The following is a 21,353-nucleotide window of genomic DNA, read 5'->3' as shown; positions in this document are numbered from 1 at the left end:
CGTTTCAAATACGCCCTTCGCGGCGTATAGCAAGGCATGGCAAAAAAAGCAGTCCGCAAACCGCGCGGTAAGAAAAAGAGGGCGTCCAGATCAAACAAAACAACAGGCCCCATCGCTCGGATACGGCGCTGGGCCCTTCGTGTTGTTCTGGCGATGGTCGTGGCTTTTGTGTCTTTGGTTCTGATCTATTCAGTCGTGAACCCGCCGGTCACGCATACGATCTGGTCCGAGTGGCGTCGGCTTGGGAAGGTTGATCGCGAGTGGGTGCCGATCGAAGAGATTGCACCGATCATGGCGCGGTCGGTCGTAGCAGCCGAGGATGCCAACTTCTGCCTGCATTGGGGCTTTGATGTCGAAGCGATCCGCGATGCGCTGGAAGATGGCGGCAGCCGGGGTGCATCGACCATCACGCAGCAGGTGGTCAAGAATGTATTTCTCTGGCAAGGGCGCAGCTGGGTCCGCAAGGCGCTTGAAACCTCGATGACTCCGGTTGTTGAAATCGTCTGGAGCAAGCAGCGCATTCTCGAAGTGTATCTGAACGTCGCGGAAACCGGACAAGGGATCTTTGGCGTCGAGGCCGCGGCGCAGAAGTACTATGGGGTAAGTGCGGCAAAGATGTCTCCGACACAAGCGGCGCGTGTGGCGGCGATTCTGCCATCCCCGCGCAACCGGTCGGTTACGGATCCATCGGTGCGGACCCGCAGGCGTGCCGCGTCAATTCTGGATGGAGCGGCCACCATCCGCGCAGATGGACGCGCCGCGTGTTTCGAGGATTGAAACCCAGACCCCTCAGCGGCTAAAGCTTGAAGGGTACTCTACTGGTTCGAATGGAAGTTCATGGCGCGTCTGTTTCACGTTCCCCTCTCGCCCTATTGCCGCAAGGTTCGCCTGTCTCTGGCCGAAAAGAAGATCGAGGTTGAGCTGGTCGAAGAACGATACTGGGAACAGGACCCGGATTTTTTGCGCCGCAACCCGGCGGGTAAGGTTCCTGTGCTGCGACTGGATGGTCAGATCATGGCCGAGAGCGCCGCGATCTGCGAATATATCGAAGAGACCCGACCCGAGCCACCCTTGATGCCTAAAAAAGCCGAAGCACGTTATGAGGTGCGGCGTTTGGTAGGCTGGTTTGATGACAAGTTTCACCACGAGGTGACCTCAAAGCTACTGTATGAGCGGGTGAACAAGAAAGTAACAGGGCAAGGCTATCCGGACAGCAAGAACGTCAAGGAAGGCGCGCGCGCGATCAAATATCATCTGGATTATATGGCCTGGCTGCTGGATCACCGTCGCTGGCTGGCCGGAGATCAGATGACATTGGCCGATTTCGCCGCGGCGGCGCATCTGTCGGCGCTGGATTACATTTCGGACGTAGATTGGAACCGAAGCTCTGCGGTGAAGGACTGGTACGCCAAGATCAAATCCCGCCCGGCGTTCCGCTCGATTCTGGCGGATCAGGTTCCGGGATTCCGGCCACCGCCACATTACGCGGATCTGGATTTCTGATAGATTGAGGGGTAGGTGGCTGTCCGCCCCCTCTTGGCCATTGGGCCAATTCACCCCCGAAGGTATTTTTGGCCAGATGAAGAGCGGATCGGAGTTGAAACAGCGGTTGGTGGAGCAAGCCTTGTCTGAGGGGTTTGTCGCCTGTCGGGTTTGTCACCCTTGGGATGTGCCCCTTGTTCCCGAACGGTTGGATGCCTTTCTACAAGCCGGATATCATGGCCAGATGGGCTGGATGGCTGAGCGGGCTCATTGGCGCGGTGATCCGTCTGTGCTGTGGCCTGACGCGCGGTCGGTGATCATGCTTGCGGAGAGCTATACGCCCGAGCATGACCCGACTGCGGTGCTGGCGCATTCCAACTTGGGCGCCATTTCGGTTTATGCGCAGAACAAGGATTATCACGATCTGGTTAAGAAGCGCCTCAAACGATTGGCGCGCTGGCTGATTGCCGAGGGTGGGGGTGAGGTGAAGGTGTTTGTCGATACTGCTCCGGTGCCAGAGAAGGCGCTGGGGCAGGCCGCTGGGCTGGGGTGGCAGGGCAAGCATACCAATCTTGTCAGTCAGGATTGGGGAAATTGGGCCTTTTTAGGGTCTGTTTTCACAACTTTAGATTTGCCTGTGGATGGCGCTGAGGTTGATCATTGTGGCTCATGCCGCGCCTGTTTAACAGCCTGCCCAACCGACGCCTTTCCGGCACCGTATCAGTTGGATGCGCGGCGCTGTATTTCGTATCTGACCATCGAGCATAAAGGGCCGGTGGAGGAAGAGTTGCGCGCGCTGTTGGGCAACCGAATCTATGGCTGCGATGATTGTCTTGCGGCCTGCCCGTGGAACAAGTTTGCGGTCGCGGCCAGTGACCTTCGCTATGCGGCGCGGGAGGAGCTAAAGGCGCCTCCGTTGGCGGAACTGGCACAGCTGGATGATACAGCATTCCGCGCGATGTTCTCGGGCTCGCCGATAAAGCGGATCGGCCGGAATCGGTTCGTGCGGAACGTGCTTTATGCGATTGGGAACTCAGCGGTGCCGGCGTTACTGCAGGTTGCACAGGCGCTGACCGATGATCCGGATCCGACCGTGGCTGATGCCGCGCGCTGGGCGGCATCCCGGTTGTCGTAAACAGGCTGGACGCGCCGCAGGAAAACGCTACACCCGGTTCTGGCGAACAGATGGAGGACCCGATGGCGTTGGCTTTGGGGGTGGATACGGGCGGAACCTATACGGATGCGGTGCTGATCCGGGATGAGCGCGAGGTGATCGCGTCGGCCAAATCGCTGACCACACGAGCGGATCTGGCGATTGGTGTGGGCAGCGCGGTTTCTGCTGTGCTAGAGACGGCTGATGTGTCTCCGGATCAGATTGGGATGGCATCGTTGTCGACAACGCTGGCCACCAATGCGTTGGTCGAAGGCCAGGGCGGGCGCGTGGCGTTGATCTATGTCGGGTTTCGGGAAAGCGACCTTGAGAAACACGGTCTAAGAGAGGCGTTGAAGGGCGATCCGGCTTTGGTTCTGGCCGGTGGGCACAACCATGCCGGGGGTCAGGTCGCCGAATTGGATGTTGCAGGGCTTGAGGCCTTTTTAGACTCACATTCAGGCATTTCCGGTTATGCGGTTGCGGCACAGTTCGCGACCAGGAATCCGGCGCATGAACTGGAAGTGGCGCGCGTGATTTCCGAGCGTACGGGAGTGCCGGTCACGTGCTCTCATCACCTGTCGGCCAAGCTGAATGGGCCAAAGCGTGCGGTGACCGCCGTGTTGAATGCACGATTGATCGGGATGATCGACCGCTTGATCGGGCGCGCGCAGGATCAGTTGCGCGCGCAGGGCATCACCGCCCCAATGATGGTTGTGCGCGGGGATGGCGCTTTGATGAGCGCCGAGCAGGCGCGGGAGCGTCCGATTGAAACGATCCTAAGTGGCCCTGCGGCCTCTATCGTTGGCGCGCGCTGGTTGACCGAAGCTGAGAACGCGCTGGTGTCCGATATCGGCGGGACTACGACCGACGTCGCGCTGATCCGGGATGGCAAACCCGCCATCGACCCTGCAGGCGCGCAGGTTGGCGGTTTCCGGACCATGGTCGAAGCGGTTGCGATGCGGACTCATGGTTTGGGCGGTGACAGTCAGGTGCATGTGGTGACCGAAGGCCTAGGCGGTGGTGTCTTCCTTGGCCCGCGTCGGGTGCTGCCGGTGTCGCTGATCGCAGCTGAGGCCCCGGATGTGGTACATGCGGCATTGGATGAGCAATTGCGGGCGACGACCGTAGGTGAACATGACACGAGGTTTGCCCGTCGTGTGTCGGGTATCCCCGCCGATGGGGTCGGGCCGCGTGAAACAGTATTACTGGACCGGTTGGAGGATCGTGTTGTGCCGCTCAGCAGTCTGTTGCAAACCCGGATGGAGCATGGGGCACTGGGCCGTTTGGTGGATCGCGGGATCGTACAGGTCTCGGGTGTCACCCCTTCGGATGCCAGCCATGCTCTGGGGCGGCTTGCGGATTGGGACTGCTCGGCAGCGCTAAAGGCGCTGGAACTGATGGCGCGTAAGCGGGTTGGATCAGGGGACAAGCTGGCAGCATCGCCTGAAGCGCTGGCTCAGCTCATTGTCGATCAGTTGACGGAACAAACCTCATTGACCTTATTAGAGACTGCTTTTGCCGAGGAAAGCCATGGGTTTGACCAGCCTGCAAGAGATCTGGCCCGGCATGTTCTGACGCAGCGCGGGCTGGCGAAACACCGTGGGTTGTTGGCATTGGATGCCGCGCTGAATGTGGATGTCGTGGGCCTTGGGGCTTCGGCCCCCAGCTATTACCCAGCAGTCGGAGAGCGGTTGCATTGCAAGATGGTCCTGCCAGAGCATGCCGGTGTTGCAAATGCCATCGGTGCGGTTGTCGGGCGGCTGACCCTTCGGCGGGCCGGTTCAGTTACGTCCCCGGCCGAAGGCCGCTATCGGGTACATCTGGAAGAGGGGCCGCAGGATTTCTCGGACTCGAATTCCGCTCTACAGTTGCTTGAAGATGTGCTGCGCAACGAGGCTGAGGGCGCGGTGCGCCAAGCAGGTGCCGAGGATATACGCGTGACAGTCGACCGCGATATCCGCACCGCCAAGATTGAGGCGCAAGAAGTATTCGTCGAAGCGTTGATCACGGTTGAGGCGAGCGGACGACCTCGGGTGGCGGTCGGATAGCCCCGCAAGGGGCTATACCGCGCATATCATTCTGCCGCACTGGAGCGTTTTGGCAGCACCCAGTCCGGGCGCGGGAAATGGCAGGTGTATCCGTTGGGGATGCGCTCTAGGTAATCTTGATGCTCGGGCTCGGCTTCCCAGAAATCGCCGACGGGTTCGACTTCGGTCACCACATTGCCGGGCCAAATGCCGCTGGCGTTGACATCGGCAATTGTATCTTCGGCCACCTGTTTCTGGGCATCGTCCACATAGTAGATCGCCGAGCGATAACTCATTCCGCGGTCATTGCCCTGACGATTCAGGGTAGTCGGGTCGTGGATCTGGAAAAAGAACTCTAGCAGATCGCGATAGGTGATCTGGGTCGGGTCGAACCAGATTTCGATCCCTTCAGCATGGGTGCCGTGGTTGCGATAAGTTGCGTTTGGCACATCGCCGCCGGTGTACCCGACGCGGGTGCGCGAGACGCCGGGCAGTTTGCGTATCAGGTCCTGCATGCCCCAAAAGCAGCCTCCGGCCAGAACGGCGCGTTCATCGGTCATCAGATATCCTCCACATGGATCAGAAATTCGCCATAACCTTCGGCCTCCATCTCGTCGCGATGAATGAACCGCAGCGAGGCGGAATTGATGCAATAGCGTAGCCCGCCATGTTCGCGGGGCCCATCGGGAAACACGTGGCCCAGGTGGCTGTCGCCGTGTTTCGAGCGGACCTCGGTCCGGATCATGCCATGAGTGGTGTCGCGAAACTCTTCGACATGTTCATGTATGATTGGCTTGGTGAAACTGGGCCAGCCGCAGCCGGATTCGTATTTGTGGGTCGAGGCGAACAACGGCTCGCCCGAGACGATATCCACGTAGATGCCCGGTTCCTTGTTGTTCAACAGCTTGCCAGTGCCCGGGCGTTCGGTGCCGCTGCGCTGGGTGACGTGAAATTCTTCAGGTGAGAGGGCCGCAATGACCTCGGGGTCTTTGGTATAACGGGACATGGATCCTCCGGTGTTTGAATGATGATGTCCTATTTGGGCATAGATGCGCAGGAATCAAAACCATATTACAGCGCGCTCGCGGGTCTGTGCAGTTGATCCAAACGAATGCAAAGCGCGTATGATTTATAACAGGAGGTGAAGTGATGTTCCGTATGGCTCTGTTGACTGCTCTGATCTTGTTGGGCAAAGCCCTTCAGGCGGCACCACTGACGGGCGAATTTTCATCAATCGATGGTGGGACAATATCACTGGAAGACTGGCGCGGACAGCCCGTGCTTGTGGTCAACACGGCGTCGCTTTGCGGCTTTACCGGACAATACGCAGCGTTGCAGGAGCTGCACGAAACATATGAAGAACGCGGGCTGGTGGTACTGGCGGTCCCGTCGAATTCGTTCAAACAAGAGCTGGCGTCGTCGAAAGAGGTCAAGAATTTTTGCGAACTAAATTATGACCTTACGCTTCCGATGACGGATATCACTCCAGTGAAAGGTTCGGATGCCCATCCGTTTTACCGAGCTGTCGCTGCGCAGACTGGCTTTGTCCCGAATGGGAACTTTAACAAAGTGCTAATTGGCCCCGAGGGTGAGGTCGTTGCCACCTATGGGTCAAGCACCAAGCCAAATGCGCCTAAATTGATAGATCAGGTCGAGGCGTTACTGCGCTGACCGGGTTCGCGCGACAGCTGTACAGCAAGAATTCCCAGCGTTGTGATCAGAACCCCCACCGCATCCAATGGGCCCAGCTTCTCACCCAGTAAAATGGCGGCGATGGTCACGCCGAATACCGGATTGAGGAAATGGAACGTTGCTGCACGGATCGGGCCGATGCGATCCAGTAGCAGGAACCAGATGAAAGTTGCCAGAAGGCCCGGGAATAGCGTGGTGTAGGTAAAAGCCAGCACAAAAGGCAGTGTGGCGTGGATATGAATAGACTCGAACACCGGGGCGGCGAGAAACAGCACCGCCGATCCGATAAGCATCTGCAGCCCAACCACCATCATGAAGTTACCGCCCGAAGTCGCCCCCCGAACAGCCAAGGTGGCAAAGGTCAGCGCAAGCGCTCCGATTCCGCAGAGCAGAACCCCGAACAGATCGACACCAGCGTTAATCCGGCTACCCATGATCAGCGCGACACCGACAAAACCTGCCAGCAAGCCGACGATGCCCAGCGGGCGTATCCGCTCACCCAATAGCAGCCAGCCGGCTAGGGCTACCAGCAGGGGCATAGTCGAGGCGATGATCGCCGCGACCGAAGCCTCGACTGTCTGCATCGCATAGAAGTTTAGACCCAAATAAAGAGCATTTTGGCAGATTCCGAACAGAATAGTGGCGCGCCATTGGTTGCGAGTCAGGCGCCAGCTTTGCCCCATGGCGCGTGCGATCGCCACGCCAATTAGTCCCGAAATCAGAAATCGCAGCGCCAACGAGAACAAAGGCGAGGCATCGGCAACGATGATCCGCGCCGAGCTGAAGGCCGAAGACCAGATGAGGGCGAAAACAAGCCCCATGGCGATGGCGCGCAGGTCCATTACGGCCTCCTGATGAAATTCGGGCGACTGTTCCTGATTTTAACATGAGCTGCAAGGACCCATTGCGTCGAATAGCGGGGTCGCCCGATAGTTGGCATCATTGAGCTTGCGCGCAATGAGAATGAGCAGAGCTTTTTGTAGAAAAGCGCTGCTCATCATTATGATTCAGCTTGTCGCTTGATTCAGGCGAAAAAGCTAAGATCGTCCATCGAGAACCAACCCGCGTTCTCGACATGGTCATTGGTAATTTCACCTCCCGATGCAACGAACTCGACGTGATCAATATCGCGCCAGTCAAACTCGTGTGTGACGTGATCGAATGTCAGATCGACCTCTGCGGAGTGCACCAGCTCATCGCCATTATAGGCATTGATAGTGACTTGGTTTGCCCAGTTCGATTCAGGAATATACGTGGTGTCCGATCTGGAAGCATTGGCCAAGGAAACGCTGTTGAAGTTGAATTCTTCGCCATCGCTTTTCGAGAAGCCGACAGTTGCCCCCCAGGAATTGAACGCCTCCAGGTCGGGGTCGGGGTTTGAGCCACCGTATTCGTATGGGGTTAGAATACCATCAGTGTTGCTCTGCCCTTTGCTAACACTTGCAATAAATGCACCATTCAGCACCTGATCACTGTCATTGATGCGGGTTCCGTCATTGAAATCCAGCACGAACTCTTCAAGCGGGTCAGGCGCGGTCAGTTCCGGGAAGTATTGGAACAAGGATTCAGGGATGTCCTCGACCTTTTCATACAAAGAAATCTCTTTCCCGCCTGCGTCTGGATAGCTGGTGACCTTCAATGCCCAAGAAGCACTGTCGTCCCCGTCCAGTTGCAGCACGTCAGAACGGTTTCCATCCGCATAAAGTGTAACGGTTACGTCCCCATTATCTTTCTCCAGCCGACGTTCTGAGATTTGTCCGTCCTGATAGGTGGTCGTGATCGAATCCCAGGATTTCGCATCCAGCTCATCGGTCTGGCTGATGCTGACGCGCTGGCCATTTGACCAGATCTCATGTTTCACGACTCCATTGTCATATGTCGTTGTCTTTTCAGATTTCTTTCCACTGCCATCAAATGAGGTGCTGATGGTTTCCCACGACTTTATGTCGCTTCCGTCTGTCTGCGTTACGTTGCTACGCTGTCCGTCTGTCCACGTTTCCTGTCTGATAATTCCATTGTCATAGGTGGTCGTCCGTCCGGTTGTCTCTCCGTTGACATCGAAGAACGTGTCGATCCGATCCCAGGATTTGGTTTGTAGAAAGTCCTGAACAGTACTGAAATGACCGGGCGCGAAGGCTTCAACCGTCCGGGTACCATTATCGTTTGTTATCGTGCGGCCTATGATATTGCCCGACGCATCATAGCGTAGAACGATCTGGTTCCAGGATTTTGCACCGTCTCCGAAAAACCCATCTTGGATGAGAATCTCATTCGGAACACCATTTTGAAAGGTCTCGGTCACGCGGATACTGTCTGGGTAAACCGTTCCGCGTTCGGTCATTATTCCATTGGCGTCATAGTCAATGAACCGATTATCAAAGCCCAGTGCCTCATCTGTTCCGACATAAAATTCCTGACGCAAAACGCCGTCTTCGTAAGTCCCGAAGACCTCGTATCCGGCATCAAAAGTCGTCCGCGTTGCAACGACAACATCGTCTTCAATCGTGTATTGGATGCTTGCCCAGTCGAATTGATTTTCTGTATCGAATTCAGTGGTTTGATATCGTGCCATAAATCGAGATTCCTCAATAATACTTCCCATTAAGCGAGTGGATGAGGAATATGACACAACTATGGCGATAGCGGCAAAAACTCGATATTAATCAGATGCTTACATAACTTATTCAGACAAAAAAAGGGCCGCCCGGTGGCGACCCCTTCGATCTTGCGATCTGTCTTCGGCGAATTAGCCGTTGACGCTGTCTTTCAGAGCTTTCGCGATGGTCATTTTGACCACTTTGTCGGCTTCTTTCTTGAACTGCTCGCCGGTGGCGGGGTTGCGCACCATGCGCTCGGGGCGCTCGCGGCAGTAGATTTTGCCAACGCCGGGCAGGGTGACGGCACCACCGGCCGAAACTTCGCGAGTGATCAGGCCGGTCATGGCCTCCAGCGCGGCATTTGCAGATTTCTTGTCAGTTCCCATTTCCTCAGCGAGAGCAGCCACCAGCTGAGTCTTTGTCATAGGCTTTGCCATTTCTTGGTCTCCTTAACGTGCCCGATCTATAGGGCCTCACCGCGTAACTGTAACGGGATATTGTGGCTGAACACAACGAATAGTAGCACTAAAAACCCCAAAAATAGGGGAAATTCGTTGCTTTTTTGCTTCAGAGAAAGGCCGTTTCGTCAAACGAACGCAATTTCCGGCTGTGTAACCGTTCCAGCGGCATGCCGCGCAAGTGCTCCATCGCCCGGATTCCGATCGCTAAATGACGACTGACCTGAGTGGTATAGAACGCCGAAGCCATGCCGGGAAGCTTTAATTCACCATGCAAGGGCTTATCCGAGACGCACAGCAAGGTGCCGTAAGGAACCCGGAACCGATAACCGTTGGCTGCGATTGTTGCACTTTCCATATCCAGCGCAATCGCACGGGACTGGCTGAGCCGTTGCACCGGGCCGGACTGATCGCGAAGCTCCCAATTGCGGTTATCGACCGAGGCGACTGTACCTGTTCGCATGATGCGTTTCAGCTCGTAGCCTTCCAACTCGGTTACCTCGGCCACAGCCTGTTCCAGCGCGACCTGGACTTCGGCCAGCGGGGGGATCGGCACCCAGACGGGCAGGTCGTCGTCCAGCACTTTGTCCTCGCGCAGGTAGGCATGTGCCAGTACGAAATCCCCAAGCGCCTGCGTGTTGCGCAGACCGGCGCAGTGGCCGACCATCAACCAGGCGTGTGGGCGCAGAACCGCAATGTGGTCGGTGGCCGTTTTGGCATTCGATGGCCCGACACCGATATTGACCAGCGTAATCCCAGACCCATCCGCGCGTTTCAGGTGGTAGGTTGGCATTTGCGGCAGTTTAAGGGGCTGTTCCAGTACGGCTTCGGCGTCCGTGATCTCAACATTCCCGGTCGAGACAAAGCTGGTATAGCCGCTGTCGGGATCGGCCAGTTGAGCCCGTGCGTAGCTCTCAAATTCCGAGACATAGAACTGATAGTTGGTGAACAGCACGTGGTTTTGGAAATGACCGGGGTCAGTCGCGGTGTAATGCGAAAGCCTTGCCAACGAATAGTCCACCCGCTGGGCCGTGAACAGCGCAAGGGGCCCGGCTTCGTTTTCCAGCTCGTGCACGCCATTCACGATATCGTCGTTTGTTGTATTCAGGTCCGGTACATCAAACGCATCGCGCAGAGTGAAACCAGCTGCACCCTGATGCGGGACAACCAGATCCGGGTTATTGGCGACAGCGAAATGGACCGGGATCGGCGTTTCCGAGGCTCCGATTGTGACCGGCTGATCGTGGTTCTTGATCAATAGTGCGATTTGCTGGGTAAGGTATGACCGGAACAGATCGGGGCGCGTCACTGTCGTGGCATGAGTACCTGGTTCGGACACGTGACCGAAGCTCAGCCGACTGTCGACCTGCGCGTAAGACGAGGTCCTGATCCGGATTTCGGGGTAGAACGCCCGAAACCTCTCGGTAGGAGCGCCGTTCTTAAGTGCATTTGCAAACCTATCGCACAGGAATTTTGTCGCCTGTTCATAGAGCTCTTCTAAACGTGCGACAGCTGCAAGCGGATCGCTAAATTTCTCGGGGTTGGGAACGTCAGGTGTTCGGATAGTAGTCATGCAAGGGGTTCCAGAAGGTCGATCTTTTCGAATGTACGTACATCCACCAGCCCAAGGTCCGAGATCCGCAGTTCAGGAATCACAACCAGGGCCAGCAGAGAATGCTGCATATATGCGTTGTTAAGCTGACAGCCGCAGGTCTTCATCGCCTCGACCATTTGTTCCGCTTTGGCGGCAACCTCAGTCGCTGGGTTGTCGGACATCAAGCCTGCGATGGGCAGTTCCACCAAGGCCAGTTCCTCGCCATCGCGAAAGATTGTGATGCCTCCGCCCACTTCGGCCAGCCTGTTCGTGGCCAGCGCCATCTGTTCACGGTCGGTGCCGACAACAATCATATGGTGGCTGTCATGCGCAACGGTCGAGGCCAGGGCCATTTTGCCTTGATACCCAAAGCCCGAGACAAAGGCGTTAGTCACACCCCCCGTGGCGCGATGCCGTTCGACCAATGCGATCTGGCACACGTCGCCTTCGCCTTCAACAAGCCCTTCGATAATCGGCAGCTCGGATTTCAACGCTTGCGTTGGGGCCTGATTTTCAACCACCCCGATCACGTTGGCCGTGACACGGTTCGCTCCGGCAGGGGCTGCGATTTCAAAGTCTGTCGAGGTCAACGCATGCCCTAGGTGTACGGTATTTCGCGCCTTAGCGGGCCAGTTCAGATGCGGGCATTCGACCGTTACCGTCCCGTTTTCAGCCACAATCTGACCGCGCGCGACCACGGTTTCGATCGGAAGCTCTACCAGATCAGAACTCAGGATAATGTCAGCGCGCCGCCCGGGTGTGATCGAGCCGATCTCGCGTTCCAACCCAAAATGGGTCGCCGTGTTGATCGTCGCCATTTGCAGCGCAACCAGAGGATCGCAACCACAGGCAATCGCATGTCGCACTACGCGGTTCATGTGTCCGTCATTTACCAGCGTTCCCGAATGGCAGTCGTCGGTGCACAAGATGAAGTTGCGCGGGTCCAGCCCTTTTTCAGTCACCGCAGTAATCTGGGTTTCGACATCATACCAAGCCGACCCCAACCGCATCATTGACCGCATTCCCTGACGGACACGTGCGATGGCGTCTGCCTCGCAGGTGCCCTCATGGTCATCAGCAGGGCCGCCGGCGACATATGCCGCGAAATCAGACCCTAAATCAGGCGAAGCATAGTGCCCGCCAACAATTTTCCCGGCGCGCTGTGTGGCTGCGATCTCTGCCAACATTTTCGGATCGCCATGAATGACACCGGGAAAGTTCATCATCTCGCCCAGTCCGATGATACCGGGCCACGACATCGCCTCGGCCACATCCTCAGCAGTGATTTCGTACCCGGTCGTCTCCAACCCGGGAGCTGATGGCGCACAGGACGGCATCTGAGTGAAAATGTTCACCGGCTGCATCAGCGCCTCGTCATGCATCAGTCGCACACCTTCTAACCCCATCACATTCGCGATCTCATGCGGGTCGGTGAACATCGAAGTTGTGCCATGCGGAATGACTGCGCGGGCAAATTCTGCCGGGGTCAACATGCCCGATTCGATATGCATATGTGCGTCGCATAACCCCGGCACCAAATAGCGACCGTGCGCCTCGATGATCTGAGTCTCAGGACCGATACAATGCGCGGCGTCCGGCCCCACAAAAGCGACGCGCCCCGCAGCGATCGCCACGTCATGGTCAGGCAGAGTTTCGCGGCTATGCACATTGATCCAGACGCCGCCACGGATCACCAAATCGGCAGCCTCGCGGCCAGCAGCAACAGCGATGAGACGAGGGGCGGTATCGGGCCAACTTGGGAAGGGAGTGTATTCCATGGCCCAACTTTCCCGAATGCGGCGCAAGGTGCAACCCCCACTATTAAGGTATCATGGAATCATCACAAAACCTGCCATCCGCAGCGCGCCAGCGCTGCCACGCCCAACCAGAGGAGAGGCCCGAAGGGCATTGACGATGGGTGGGAGCGACCCGCGATTAGTTGTGGCGATCGGCTTCAATCTCCGCGCGCAGCCAGTCGACAAACGCCAACGCGCCCGGCGTTTCCTCGGCTTGGGGCGATAGCAATAGATAATAGGCCTCGGGCATAGCAGCGCGATGGTTGAACGGCGCGATCAGGCGGCCTTCTTCAATCAACCGTTTTGCGATCATGTCGTGGGCTAAACACAAGCCTCCTCCGGCCATCGCAACCGACAGGCTGACCAGATAGGTCGTCGAATAGGTTACCTTGGGTTTTTGCCAAGTTAGACTCTGATCTGTGATCCAACTCTCCCAATTCGACAACAAATTTGAACAGTCGAATAGGGGCTGTTCCTGCAGAGTTTCCAGCGTCACCGGGAAGTCGGGGGCACAGACAGGATAGTAGTGATCTGTTCGCAGCAATTCCGTTCGCACCGTATCGGCTGGGCGCAGCGAATAGCGGATTTCCACCGCCGCGCCTTCGGCCATTTCACGCGGCTCCCAGAGCTCAGTGAAGATATTCAGATGTACATCCGGATGCAGTTCCCGAAACCGGGGTAGGCGCGGAGCCAGCCAGTTGACGGCAAATGTGATGTTGCTCTGGACCTGAACCGCGTTTTGTTGTGCGCCCGTGACGGCTTGTGTCCCCCTTACCAGAGTTCGAAAGGCTTCACGCACGACCGGCAGATAGGTGATACCAGCTTCGGTCAGCTCCAATGCACGCGGACGACGAAGGAATAAGGGCTGACCCAAATAGCCCTCTAGTGATTTGATTTGCTGGCTGACTGCGCTTTGCGTCATGTTCAAATCCCGCGCCGCCCCCGTGAATGACAAATGACGGGCCGCCGCTTCAAATGTGCGTAGCCAGCCGAGCGGAGGAAGTGATTTCTGCATGCTTATAACTCTGCCATTAGTTTTACTAATGAACTAGGCTTGTTTTTTTCGTTGGTCAAACGTTTGCGGCGAAGGCACGATTTCCAGAAATCGAATACCCCGCGAAGGAGCCTGGCATGAGCGTTACAAACCTGCGTCCCAACATCGATCATTGGTCCGAACGCGTGGACATGGCCGCCGCATTCCGCTGGACTGAGCGGCTGAACATGCATGAAGGGGTGGCGAACCATTTCAGCCTTGCGGTGAATGAAGACGGCACGCAGTTCCTGATGAATGCCAACCAGATGCATTTTGCGCGTATCAAGGCGTCAAATCTGCTGCTGCTTGATGCCAATGACAAAGATGTCATGGATCAGCCCGGCGCACCGGACCCAACGGCTTGGGGGCTGCACGGATCGATCCACCGCCATTGCCCACATGCGCGCTGCGTGATGCACGTGCATTCGATTTTTGCGACGGTTCTTGCCTCACTGGCAGACAGCACCTTACCGCCGATCGATCAGAACACCGCAACTTTCTTCAATCGCTACGTAATCGATGAAGAGTTCGGAGGTCTGGCTTTTGAAAGCGAAGGTGAGCGCTGTGCCGCGATGCTGTCGGACCCGAAAAAGAAAGTCATGATCATGGGCAACCACGGGGTTTTGGTGATCGGCTACAGTCCGGCAGATGCCTTTAACAGACTCTATTATTTTGAACGCGCCGCAGAAACGTACATTCGCGCTCTTCAAACTGGGCAACCTTTGCGCGTTCTGTCCAATGAGATTGCTGAGAAAACCGCGCAAGAGCTTGATGAATATCCCGGTCAGGCCGAAGCACATCTGCGCGAAATCAAATCTGTCCTGGATGCCGAAGGCTCGGATTACGCAACCTGAAGCGCACTGTTAGGAGTTTCAGCCATGACCGATATGCATGATGCAGAAGCCGCCCGATGGAATTACCGCCCCGAAGGGCCCGTCGGATTGAACCCTTTGTTCAACTGGCCGCCGCGTCCTGCGGCTATCCTGAACTGGTACAACGGGGCTTGGCTTCCCCTTACGTCGCTGACGCTTTGCATGGTGATGGCTTTTGCCGCCTATTTCGTGTTTTTACCTCCATTAGAGACCATGCAGAGTTTCGCGCCCGGCTGGATGTTCCGTATCTGGCTGCTGAACATGGTGCCTCAGATCATGATAGCAGGAGGTTTGCATTGGTGGCTTTACATGCGCAAAGGGCAGGGCATGTACAAGAAATTCGACCGGCGTGATCTGACACGTGACAATGGGTCGTTTACCTTTCGAAATCAGGTTTTGGATAACATCTGGTGGACGCTGGGAAGTGCGATGACTGTGGCGACGGTCTATCAGTGGCTGATCTACTGGGCGATGGCGAATGGCTATGCGCCAGTGATAACCTGGGCCACCGCCCCCGTTTGGTTCGTGATCTGGATGCTTTTCATCCCGATGTGGTCAGGGCTTCATTTCTACTGGGTGCACCGATTGGAACATCACCCGAAACTCTACAAGCACGTTCATGCTGTGCACCATCGCAACGTCAATATCGGACCATGGTCAGGAATATCGAACCACTGGTATGAAAACCTTCTCTATTTCACCACCTACTTCATCCATCTGATTGTACCCTCGCATCCGCTGCATCTGCTGTTTCACGCCTACTTCCAGCAGATCAGCCCTGTACTGTCTCACTCGGGTTTCGAAAAGCTGAAGGCTGGTGAAACGGATGCCGCGCGGGCCGGGGATTTCTTCCACCAGCTTCATCACCGGTATTTCGAGTGTAACTACGGCACATCCGAGATTCCGTTCGACAAGTGGTTCGGCACTTATCACGATGGTTCAGCCGAGGCGACAACACGGACACGGGCTTTCAAGAAGCAGATGTATACTTAGATCACGAGGGCGTTCTGCCCCGCCGAGTTTTGCATAGGTCCGTATATGACCTACGCAGAGCTTTGGTCAGGTTTTCTCAAACAACGCGATCAAAGCGATGTCATCTTTGTTGGGGCCAGCAGCAAGATCGCCGTAAATCCGGACCTGCGTTAAAGATAAGTCTCTGATCTGATCCGCCTCGAGGCGGCGGAAGGTATCGGCGAACCCGAGCGCCTCAAAGTGTTTTACGTTGATCGACAGGGCGAACTGCGCACCGTGGCGTGCGACACGCAAGAGCGCTGGCAAAACTTCTGGCCCAAGATGGCCATGGGTGAACGTTCCGGACGAGACGACACCGGCATAGCTGCCGCGTGGAACTGGCAGGCCCTGATTGAGATCGGCTTCGATCGCGTCGCGATAGATATCCTTGCGCATCGCCTCGTCCAGCATCTCGGCGCTGATATCGGTTGCGTCGATCGGACCCACGCCCAACCCGGCCAGAATCGCTCCGCATAACCCCGTGCCCGCGCCTACATCCAATACCGGGCCTTGTCCGCCTGCACCCACAAAAGCGCGCGCCGTGTGGTTGTGGAGTTGATAATCCTCAAGCGCTGCGAAACTGTCGTCATATTCCCCTGCCCATTCCGCATAAAGGCGCTTGTTCTCCTCGGGCGATTTCAGGGAGTAGGCTGCGTGCAAGTCAGGTGTCTTTTTGGTCATTTCTCAATGAATGCGCATCAGAGGATTCGAATCAAGTGCGTCCATCCGGCGCTTGCATCCACGTGCCGGGCAGATCATCAAAGGGACCATGACACAGACACTATTCTCCTTCGGCCACGGCTATTCTGCCCGAGCGATATCGAGGCAACTGGATCCAACCGCATGGCGGGTCATCGGAACCACGCGTGATTCCCAACAACTTGAGACAATTCGCGATTCGGGTGCCGAGCCTCGTGTCTGGCCAGGGGATCGGCCTGATCTGGACGGGGTGACGCATCTGCTTGTCTCTACAGCACCCACAGCCGAAGGTGATCCGGTGCTGGCGGAATTGAAGGATGAGATCGCCGCGCGGATCGGACAGTTCAAATGGGTCGGCTACCTGTCGACCACAGCCGTTTACGGGGATCACCAGGGAGGCTGGGTGGATGAGACGACGCCCGCCACACCGACGGCTGAACGTGGCCGTTGGCGCGTGCGTGCCGAGGAGCAATGGGGCGGCATTCCGGGCCTGCCCTTGCATATCTTCCGACTGGCAGGGATTTACGGGCCGGGTCGCGGGCCGTTTTCAAAGCTGAAACGCGGAGGTTTGCGGCGGATCATCAAGCCGGGCCAGGTGTTTTCGCGCATTCATGTTGACGACATCGCACAGGTTTTGATCGCGTCGATGGCCAAACCCAATCCGGGTGCGATCTACAATGTCTGTGATGATGAACCGGTGCCACCGCAGGATGTGATCGGCTATGCCGCCGAGTTGCAAGGTCTGCCGATGCCACCTGCTGTTCCGTTTGATGAGGCTGATCTGACTCCGATGGCGCGCAGTTTCTATAATGAGAACAAGCGCGTTCGGAATGATCGGATCAAGGATGAACTGGGCGTCTCATTGCTCTATCCGAACTACCGTGTAGGGTTGGAAGCACTGATGCAGCATCAGAAGGATGCCACTTGATCACCGCGCCTTGCCAAGAAACCGGCACGGATTGTATGGGATTTCGATGAAAGACCGCTCTGTCCCGCTGAACATTACCGTTTCGACCCTGACCCGGCAGCGGCCCGAGATGCTGGCCGCTTTGATTCGAAGCTGGGGAGAGATGAAGCTGCCGCCCGACTGCTCGGTGCGATGTTTGGTGGTGGAAAACGACAGCGCAGCGCTCAGCGAAGGTACCGTGCAGGCAGTAGGGGAGAAGCTGCCTAATGGAGCAAGTCTGAACTATGTCCTTGAGACCGAACTCGGCATCCCGTTCGGACGCAACCGAGCCGCACGCGAAGCGTTGGAGAATGGCTCGGATCTGCTCTGTTTTGTCGATGATGACGAAGTGGTGGCGGTCGATTGGCTTGAACGGTTGGTCGCCGGGTATCGCAACAGCTCTGCCGTGCTAATGGGCGCTCCGCTTCGTGCGGCGGGGCCATCGGGGCAGGAGACCGCGATTCAGCGGCTGATGTTGCGCAATATCAGCAATCGTTACCTCGACAAGGAAAACGCGGCTGCAAAGAAAGCCACGTTGAACGGTACCGGTGGCGTGACCATCGTGACAAATAACTGGCTGGGCGAGACACGTCTGTTCAGCGAAACCGGCCTTTGGTTCGATGAAACCATGCGGATGACCGGCGGGACGGATGCAAAGTTTTATGCCGAGACCGTTGCTGCAGGCTTACCGGTCGGCTGGGTGCCCGACGCTTTTGTGTACGAGACCATTCCTCCCGAAAGGTTGTCATTCTGGTATCAGACCGCCCGGGGAAGGGACCAGTCCAACACCCATATGCGCCGTAAGCTTGATCAGAAGCCAACAAAGGCGATCTTGGGGTTTTTGAGCACCCCCTTTCGCTTGTTGGCGCTGTTAGGGGCAATCCTTCTGTTTCCGTTCCAACCAGATCGGCGATTGATCCAGATCGCCCGAACGGTTGGGTGGCTTGTCGGGGTATTGGGAATTCCCTTCGGCTATAAATCGGCCCTTTATAAGAAGGTCAGTGGCCACTGAATCTGGGCCGGTCAATCCGTTTTGCGCTAACTCAGTTCAGTCGTTTCATGCGCGGCCATCATCGTAAGCTTATTTGCGTCCACTCTCTCTCGTGCCCGACTTGCGAGGCACGGTGAAGCTTGGTGGTGCAATCGTAATCATGCGCTTCAGGGTCAGGCTGCGCGTAGATGTTAAAGTGATAGCTCTGGATTATCAATATCATCAAAAAACAAAACTTATATGAATGGCTTGGATTTGCTAAATCTACATCCAAACAGAAAGAACGAGTCGTTAATGCTATTTCCTACAATGAAGGCTGGGCCGATCTGCGCGATCCCGCGTAATGCCCATTCCAAGGACGAGCGCAAAAACACTCAAGACCCCTGTTTCTCGTTTCAAAGTTAACCGCGCGACGCACACATCTAGCCAGGACTGGAGATCGATATGGACGGAAGTGATACCCCCAACATGGGCAAATGCCCGGTAATGCATGGCGCCGAGGCCCGGTCCAACCGGGATTGGTGGCCGAACCAACTGAACCTGTCGATTCTGCATCAGCATAGCCCTGCATCGAACCCGATGGGCGAGACATTCGACTATGCCGAAGAGTTCAAGAAGCTCGACCTGAAGGCACTGAAGGAAGACCTGTATGCGCTGATGACAGATTCGCAAGATTGGTGGCCCGCAGATTATGGTCACTATGGCGGTTTGTTCATTCGTATGGCCTGGCACGCAGCGGGCACCTACCGCACGGCAGATGGCCGCGGTGGCGCATCGACCGGCAATCAGCGGTTCGCGCCTCTGAACAGCTGGCCGGACAATGGCAACCTGGACAAGGCGCGCCGTCTGCTTTGGCCGATCAAGCAGAAGTACGGCAACCAGATCTCGTGGGCTGACCTTTACATATTGGCGGGCAACTGCGCGATCGAATCCATGGGCGGTACGACCTTTGGATTCTCCGGTGGTCGCGAAGACATCTGGGCACCTGAGGAAGACATTTATTGGGGTGCCGAGACCGAATGGCTGGCCCCAACTGAGAACCCGCACAGCCGCTATTCGGGCGAACGTGATCTGGAAAACCCGTTGGCCGCTGTGCAAATGGGTCTGATCTATGTGAATCCCGAAGGTCCAGATGGTCAGCCAGATGCCTTGGCTTCAGGTCGCGATATTCGCGACACCTTTGGCCGAATGGCGATGAATGACGAAGAAACCGTTGCTTTGGTTGCGGGTGGTCACACCTTTGGTAAGGCCCACGGCGCCGGTGATCCCAGTCTTGTCGGTCCCGAACCCGAGGCCGCCCCGATGGAGGCGATGGGCTTTGGCTGGATCAACGACTTTGGCAGCGGCAAGGGTGATGATACCACCACCAGCGGCATCGAGGGTGCCTGGACCGCAAACCCGACCAAGTGGGACAACGGCTACTTCGACCTGCTGTTTGGCTACGACTGGAACCTGACCAAGAGCCCAGCGGGCGCGTGGATCTGGGAACCTGTTGGGGTCAAGGAAGAGGACATGGCCCCGGCAGCGGGTGATCCATCGAAAAAGGTCAAGACTATGATGACCACCGCCGACATGGCGATGCGCATGGACCCGATCTATGGCCCGATCTCGAAGCGCTTCCACGAAAACCCGGACGAATTTGCCGATGCCTTTGCTCGCGCGTGGTTCAAACTAACCCACCGCGACATGGGTCCGCGTGCGCGTTATCTTGGAGCCGAGGCTCCCAGCGAAGAGCTTATTTGGCAAGACAACGTCCCGGCCGTCGATCACGCGCTTATTGACGACGCTGATGTAGCCGATCTGAAAGCCAAGATACTCGCGACGGGATTGTCTATCTCAGATCTGGTGTCGACCGCATGGGCTTCGGCCTCGACCTTCCGGGGATCGGATATGCGTGGCGGTGCCAACGGTGCGCGCGTTCGTCTGGCCCCGCAGAAGGATTGGGAGGTCAACGAACCGCTGAAACTGTCCAAGTCGCTGGATGCGCTGGAAGGCGTTCAGAAAGCGTTCAATGACGCACAGTCTGGTGGCAAGAAGGTCTCATTGGCCGATCTCATTGTCTTGGGTGGTGGTGCTGCCATCGAAAAGGCAGCCAAGGCCGCAGGTCATGACGTTGATGTTCCCTTTAGCCCCGGCCGCACCGATGCTTCGCAAGAGCAGACGGATGTCGAGTCTTTCGCGGTGATGGAACCGATAGCGGACGGTTTCCGCAACTACCTGCACAAGGAATACTCGGTTCCGGCCGAGGCCCTGCTAGTGGACAAAGCGCAACTGTTGACGCTGTCGGCACCGGAGATGACTGCGCTTGTAGGTGGGATGCGTGTGCTGGGCACAAACTTTGACGGAACTTCTCATGGTGTGCTGACCGAACGGGTCGGCACGCTCAGCACCGATTTCTTCGTGAACCTGCTGGATATGGGCACCGAATGGAAACCATCCGGTGACGGCGTCTATGAAGGCCGCGACCGCGCAAGTGGTGACGTGAAGTGGACAGGTACCCGCGTGGATTTGGTCTTTGGGTCGAACTCGCAGCTGCGGGCACTGGCTGAGGTCTATGGTCAGGACGACGCAGGTGGCAAATTTGTCTGCGATTTCATCTCGGCCTGGAACAAGGTGATGAACGCGGATCGTTTTGATCTGAAGTAACCCTATAACCATCGCAGTAAATTGCGCCGCCCGAGGAGAGTCGGGCGGCGTTTTCATGCGCCTGACTCAGGGCGCGTACCAAGCATTGGGTACGATTCCGCCGAGAGACTGTTCTTTCTCTTTCTATAAACCTCCTTTTTGTGAGTTCTCGGGAGGATTTGTTAAGCTAACCTGTTGTTTTTATTAAGGTGAAGAAGAAGGTGGTCGGAAATGTGAAGTTTTTTCAAATTGGGGGTTGCAGGTCCCAGACCTAATCCGTAAATACCCCTTCACCGGCGCTGCTGAGGTGCTGGGACGCGGTGGAAGCTGCGGAGACGCTCGGGAGAGACTGGGGGCATCTGAGGTTTTTGATTGGG

The 21,353-nt window shown here is 56.7% G+C and carries 19 protein-coding genes; 10 read left to right on the top strand and 9 right to left on the bottom strand.

The genetic code is table 11. The features are described 5' to 3' along the window. The first annotated feature begins 36 nt into the window (after window positions 1–36). The 4 genes from mtgA (at window position 37) to ACR0BI_RS20585 (ending at window position 4,683) form a co-directional block, all read left to right on the top strand. Window positions 37–777, top strand: coding sequence for a monofunctional biosynthetic peptidoglycan transglycosylase (gene mtgA, locus ACR0BI_RS20600; RefSeq protein ID WP_170399165.1), 741 nt, complete (start codon window positions 37–39; stop codon window positions 775–777). Window positions 778–837: 60 nt separating this feature from the next. Then, window positions 838–1,503 carry an FtsZ-binding protein FzlA gene (gene fzlA / locus ACR0BI_RS20595; RefSeq protein WP_170399162.1) on the top strand — a complete coding sequence of 222 codons (666 nt, stop codon included), beginning with the start codon at window positions 838–840 and terminating at the stop codon, window positions 1,501–1,503. A 76-nt stretch (window positions 1,504–1,579) separates the two neighbouring features. Beyond that, the gene (queG, locus tag ACR0BI_RS20590; protein WP_480562863.1) at window positions 1,580–2,617 is read left to right on the top strand and encodes a tRNA epoxyqueuosine(34) reductase QueG; all 1,038 of its coding nucleotides are present in this window, start codon (window positions 1,580–1,582) and stop codon (window positions 2,615–2,617) included. A gap of 62 nt (window positions 2,618–2,679) precedes the next feature. Continuing rightward, entirely contained in the window at window positions 2,680–4,683 is a 2,004-nt protein-coding gene (locus tag ACR0BI_RS20585) for a hydantoinase/oxoprolinase family protein (protein ID WP_170819278.1), read from the top strand. A gap of 26 nt (window positions 4,684–4,709) precedes the next feature. Here ACR0BI_RS20585 and msrA read toward each other — a convergent pair whose 3' ends face one another. Together msrA and msrB are read right to left on the bottom strand one after the other, a co-directional pair. After that, complete coding sequence (gene msrA / locus ACR0BI_RS20580; protein ID WP_170408742.1) at window positions 4,710–5,222, bottom strand: peptide-methionine (S)-S-oxide reductase MsrA; 513 nt, start codon at window positions 5,220–5,222, stop codon at window positions 4,710–4,712. Beyond that, window positions 5,222–5,668 (bottom strand): peptide-methionine (R)-S-oxide reductase MsrB, encoded by a 447-nt coding sequence (gene msrB / locus ACR0BI_RS20575; protein WP_170399151.1) that lies wholly within the window; start codon window positions 5,666–5,668, stop codon window positions 5,222–5,224. The genes msrA and msrB overlap by 1 nt, the downstream gene beginning before the upstream one ends. A gap of 143 nt (window positions 5,669–5,811) precedes the next feature. Between msrB and ACR0BI_RS20570 the strand changes: the two genes are divergently transcribed. Further along, the gene (locus tag ACR0BI_RS20570; RefSeq protein ID WP_480562864.1) at window positions 5,812–6,333 is read left to right on the top strand and encodes a glutathione peroxidase; all 522 of its coding nucleotides are present in this window, start codon (window positions 5,812–5,814) and stop codon (window positions 6,331–6,333) included. Here ACR0BI_RS20570 and ACR0BI_RS20565 read toward each other — a convergent pair. From ACR0BI_RS20565 to ACR0BI_RS20540, 6 genes are all read right to left on the bottom strand, one after another. Further along, window positions 6,309–7,196 (bottom strand): DMT family transporter, encoded by an 888-nt coding sequence (locus ACR0BI_RS20565; RefSeq protein ID WP_223117259.1) that lies wholly within the window; start codon window positions 7,194–7,196, stop codon window positions 6,309–6,311. The two genes, ACR0BI_RS20570 and ACR0BI_RS20565, sit on opposite strands and share 25 nt — an antisense overlap. Before the next feature lie 182 nt (window positions 7,197–7,378). Further along, complete coding sequence (locus ACR0BI_RS20560) at window positions 7,379–8,926, bottom strand: hypothetical protein (RefSeq protein WP_480562865.1); 1,548 nt, start codon at window positions 8,924–8,926, stop codon at window positions 7,379–7,381. 174 nt (window positions 8,927–9,100) lie between these two features. Then, window positions 9,101–9,388 (bottom strand): HU family DNA-binding protein, encoded by a 288-nt coding sequence (locus ACR0BI_RS20555; protein WP_010442901.1) that lies wholly within the window; start codon window positions 9,386–9,388, stop codon window positions 9,101–9,103. A gap of 130 nt (window positions 9,389–9,518) precedes the next feature. Further along, on the bottom strand, window positions 9,519–10,982 hold the full coding sequence (locus ACR0BI_RS20550; protein WP_170399140.1) for an AMP nucleosidase: 1,464 nt from the start codon (window positions 10,980–10,982) through the stop codon (window positions 9,519–9,521). Further along, window positions 10,979–12,781: an adenine deaminase gene (gene ade / locus ACR0BI_RS20545; protein ID WP_480562866.1), complete on the bottom strand. Its 1,803-nt coding sequence runs from the start codon at window positions 12,779–12,781 to the stop codon at window positions 10,979–10,981. Before ade ends, ACR0BI_RS20550 begins: the two co-directional genes overlap by 4 nt. Window positions 12,782–12,938: 157 nt before the next feature. Continuing rightward, window positions 12,939–13,814, bottom strand: a complete 876-nt coding sequence (locus ACR0BI_RS20540) for a LysR family transcriptional regulator (protein WP_170399135.1) — start codon at window positions 13,812–13,814, stop codon at window positions 12,939–12,941. A 116-nt stretch (window positions 13,815–13,930) separates the two neighbouring features. Between ACR0BI_RS20540 and ACR0BI_RS20535 the strand changes: the two genes are divergently transcribed. Further along, window positions 13,931–14,686, top strand: coding sequence for a class II aldolase and adducin N-terminal domain-containing protein (locus ACR0BI_RS20535; RefSeq protein ID WP_170399133.1), 756 nt, complete (start codon window positions 13,931–13,933; stop codon window positions 14,684–14,686). Between the two features lie 24 nt (window positions 14,687–14,710). Beyond that, window positions 14,711–15,697 carry a sterol desaturase family protein gene (locus ACR0BI_RS20530; protein ID WP_480562867.1) on the top strand — a complete coding sequence of 329 codons (987 nt, stop codon included), beginning with the start codon at window positions 14,711–14,713 and terminating at the stop codon, window positions 15,695–15,697. A gap of 66 nt (window positions 15,698–15,763) precedes the next feature. Here ACR0BI_RS20530 and ACR0BI_RS20525 read toward each other — a convergent pair whose 3' ends face one another. Next, window positions 15,764–16,396, bottom strand: coding sequence for a class I SAM-dependent DNA methyltransferase (locus ACR0BI_RS20525; protein WP_480562868.1), 633 nt, complete (start codon window positions 16,394–16,396; stop codon window positions 15,764–15,766). 88 nt (window positions 16,397–16,484) lie between these two features. On the opposite strand from ACR0BI_RS20525, the gene ACR0BI_RS20520 reads away from it, so the two are divergent. The 3 genes from ACR0BI_RS20520 to katG all read left to right on the top strand — a co-directional run bounded on the left by ACR0BI_RS20520 (window position 16,485) and on the right by katG (window position 20,997). Beyond that, window positions 16,485–17,342: an SDR family oxidoreductase gene (locus ACR0BI_RS20520; protein ID WP_170636755.1), complete on the top strand. Its 858-nt coding sequence runs from the start codon at window positions 16,485–16,487 to the stop codon at window positions 17,340–17,342. A gap of 46 nt (window positions 17,343–17,388) precedes the next feature. Then, window positions 17,389–18,372 carry a glycosyltransferase gene (locus ACR0BI_RS20515; RefSeq protein ID WP_170567193.1) on the top strand — a complete coding sequence of 328 codons (984 nt, stop codon included), beginning with the start codon at window positions 17,389–17,391 and terminating at the stop codon, window positions 18,370–18,372. A gap of 423 nt (window positions 18,373–18,795) precedes the next feature. Further along, window positions 18,796–20,997 carry a catalase/peroxidase HPI gene (gene katG, locus ACR0BI_RS20510; RefSeq protein WP_480562869.1) on the top strand — a complete coding sequence of 734 codons (2,202 nt, stop codon included), beginning with the start codon at window positions 18,796–18,798 and terminating at the stop codon, window positions 20,995–20,997. Window positions 20,998–21,353: the final 356 nt, after the last annotated feature.

The sequence above is a fragment of the Ruegeria sp. E5 genome (assembly GCF_056534105.1).
This window is presented reverse-complemented; position numbering and strand designations above follow the sequence as displayed.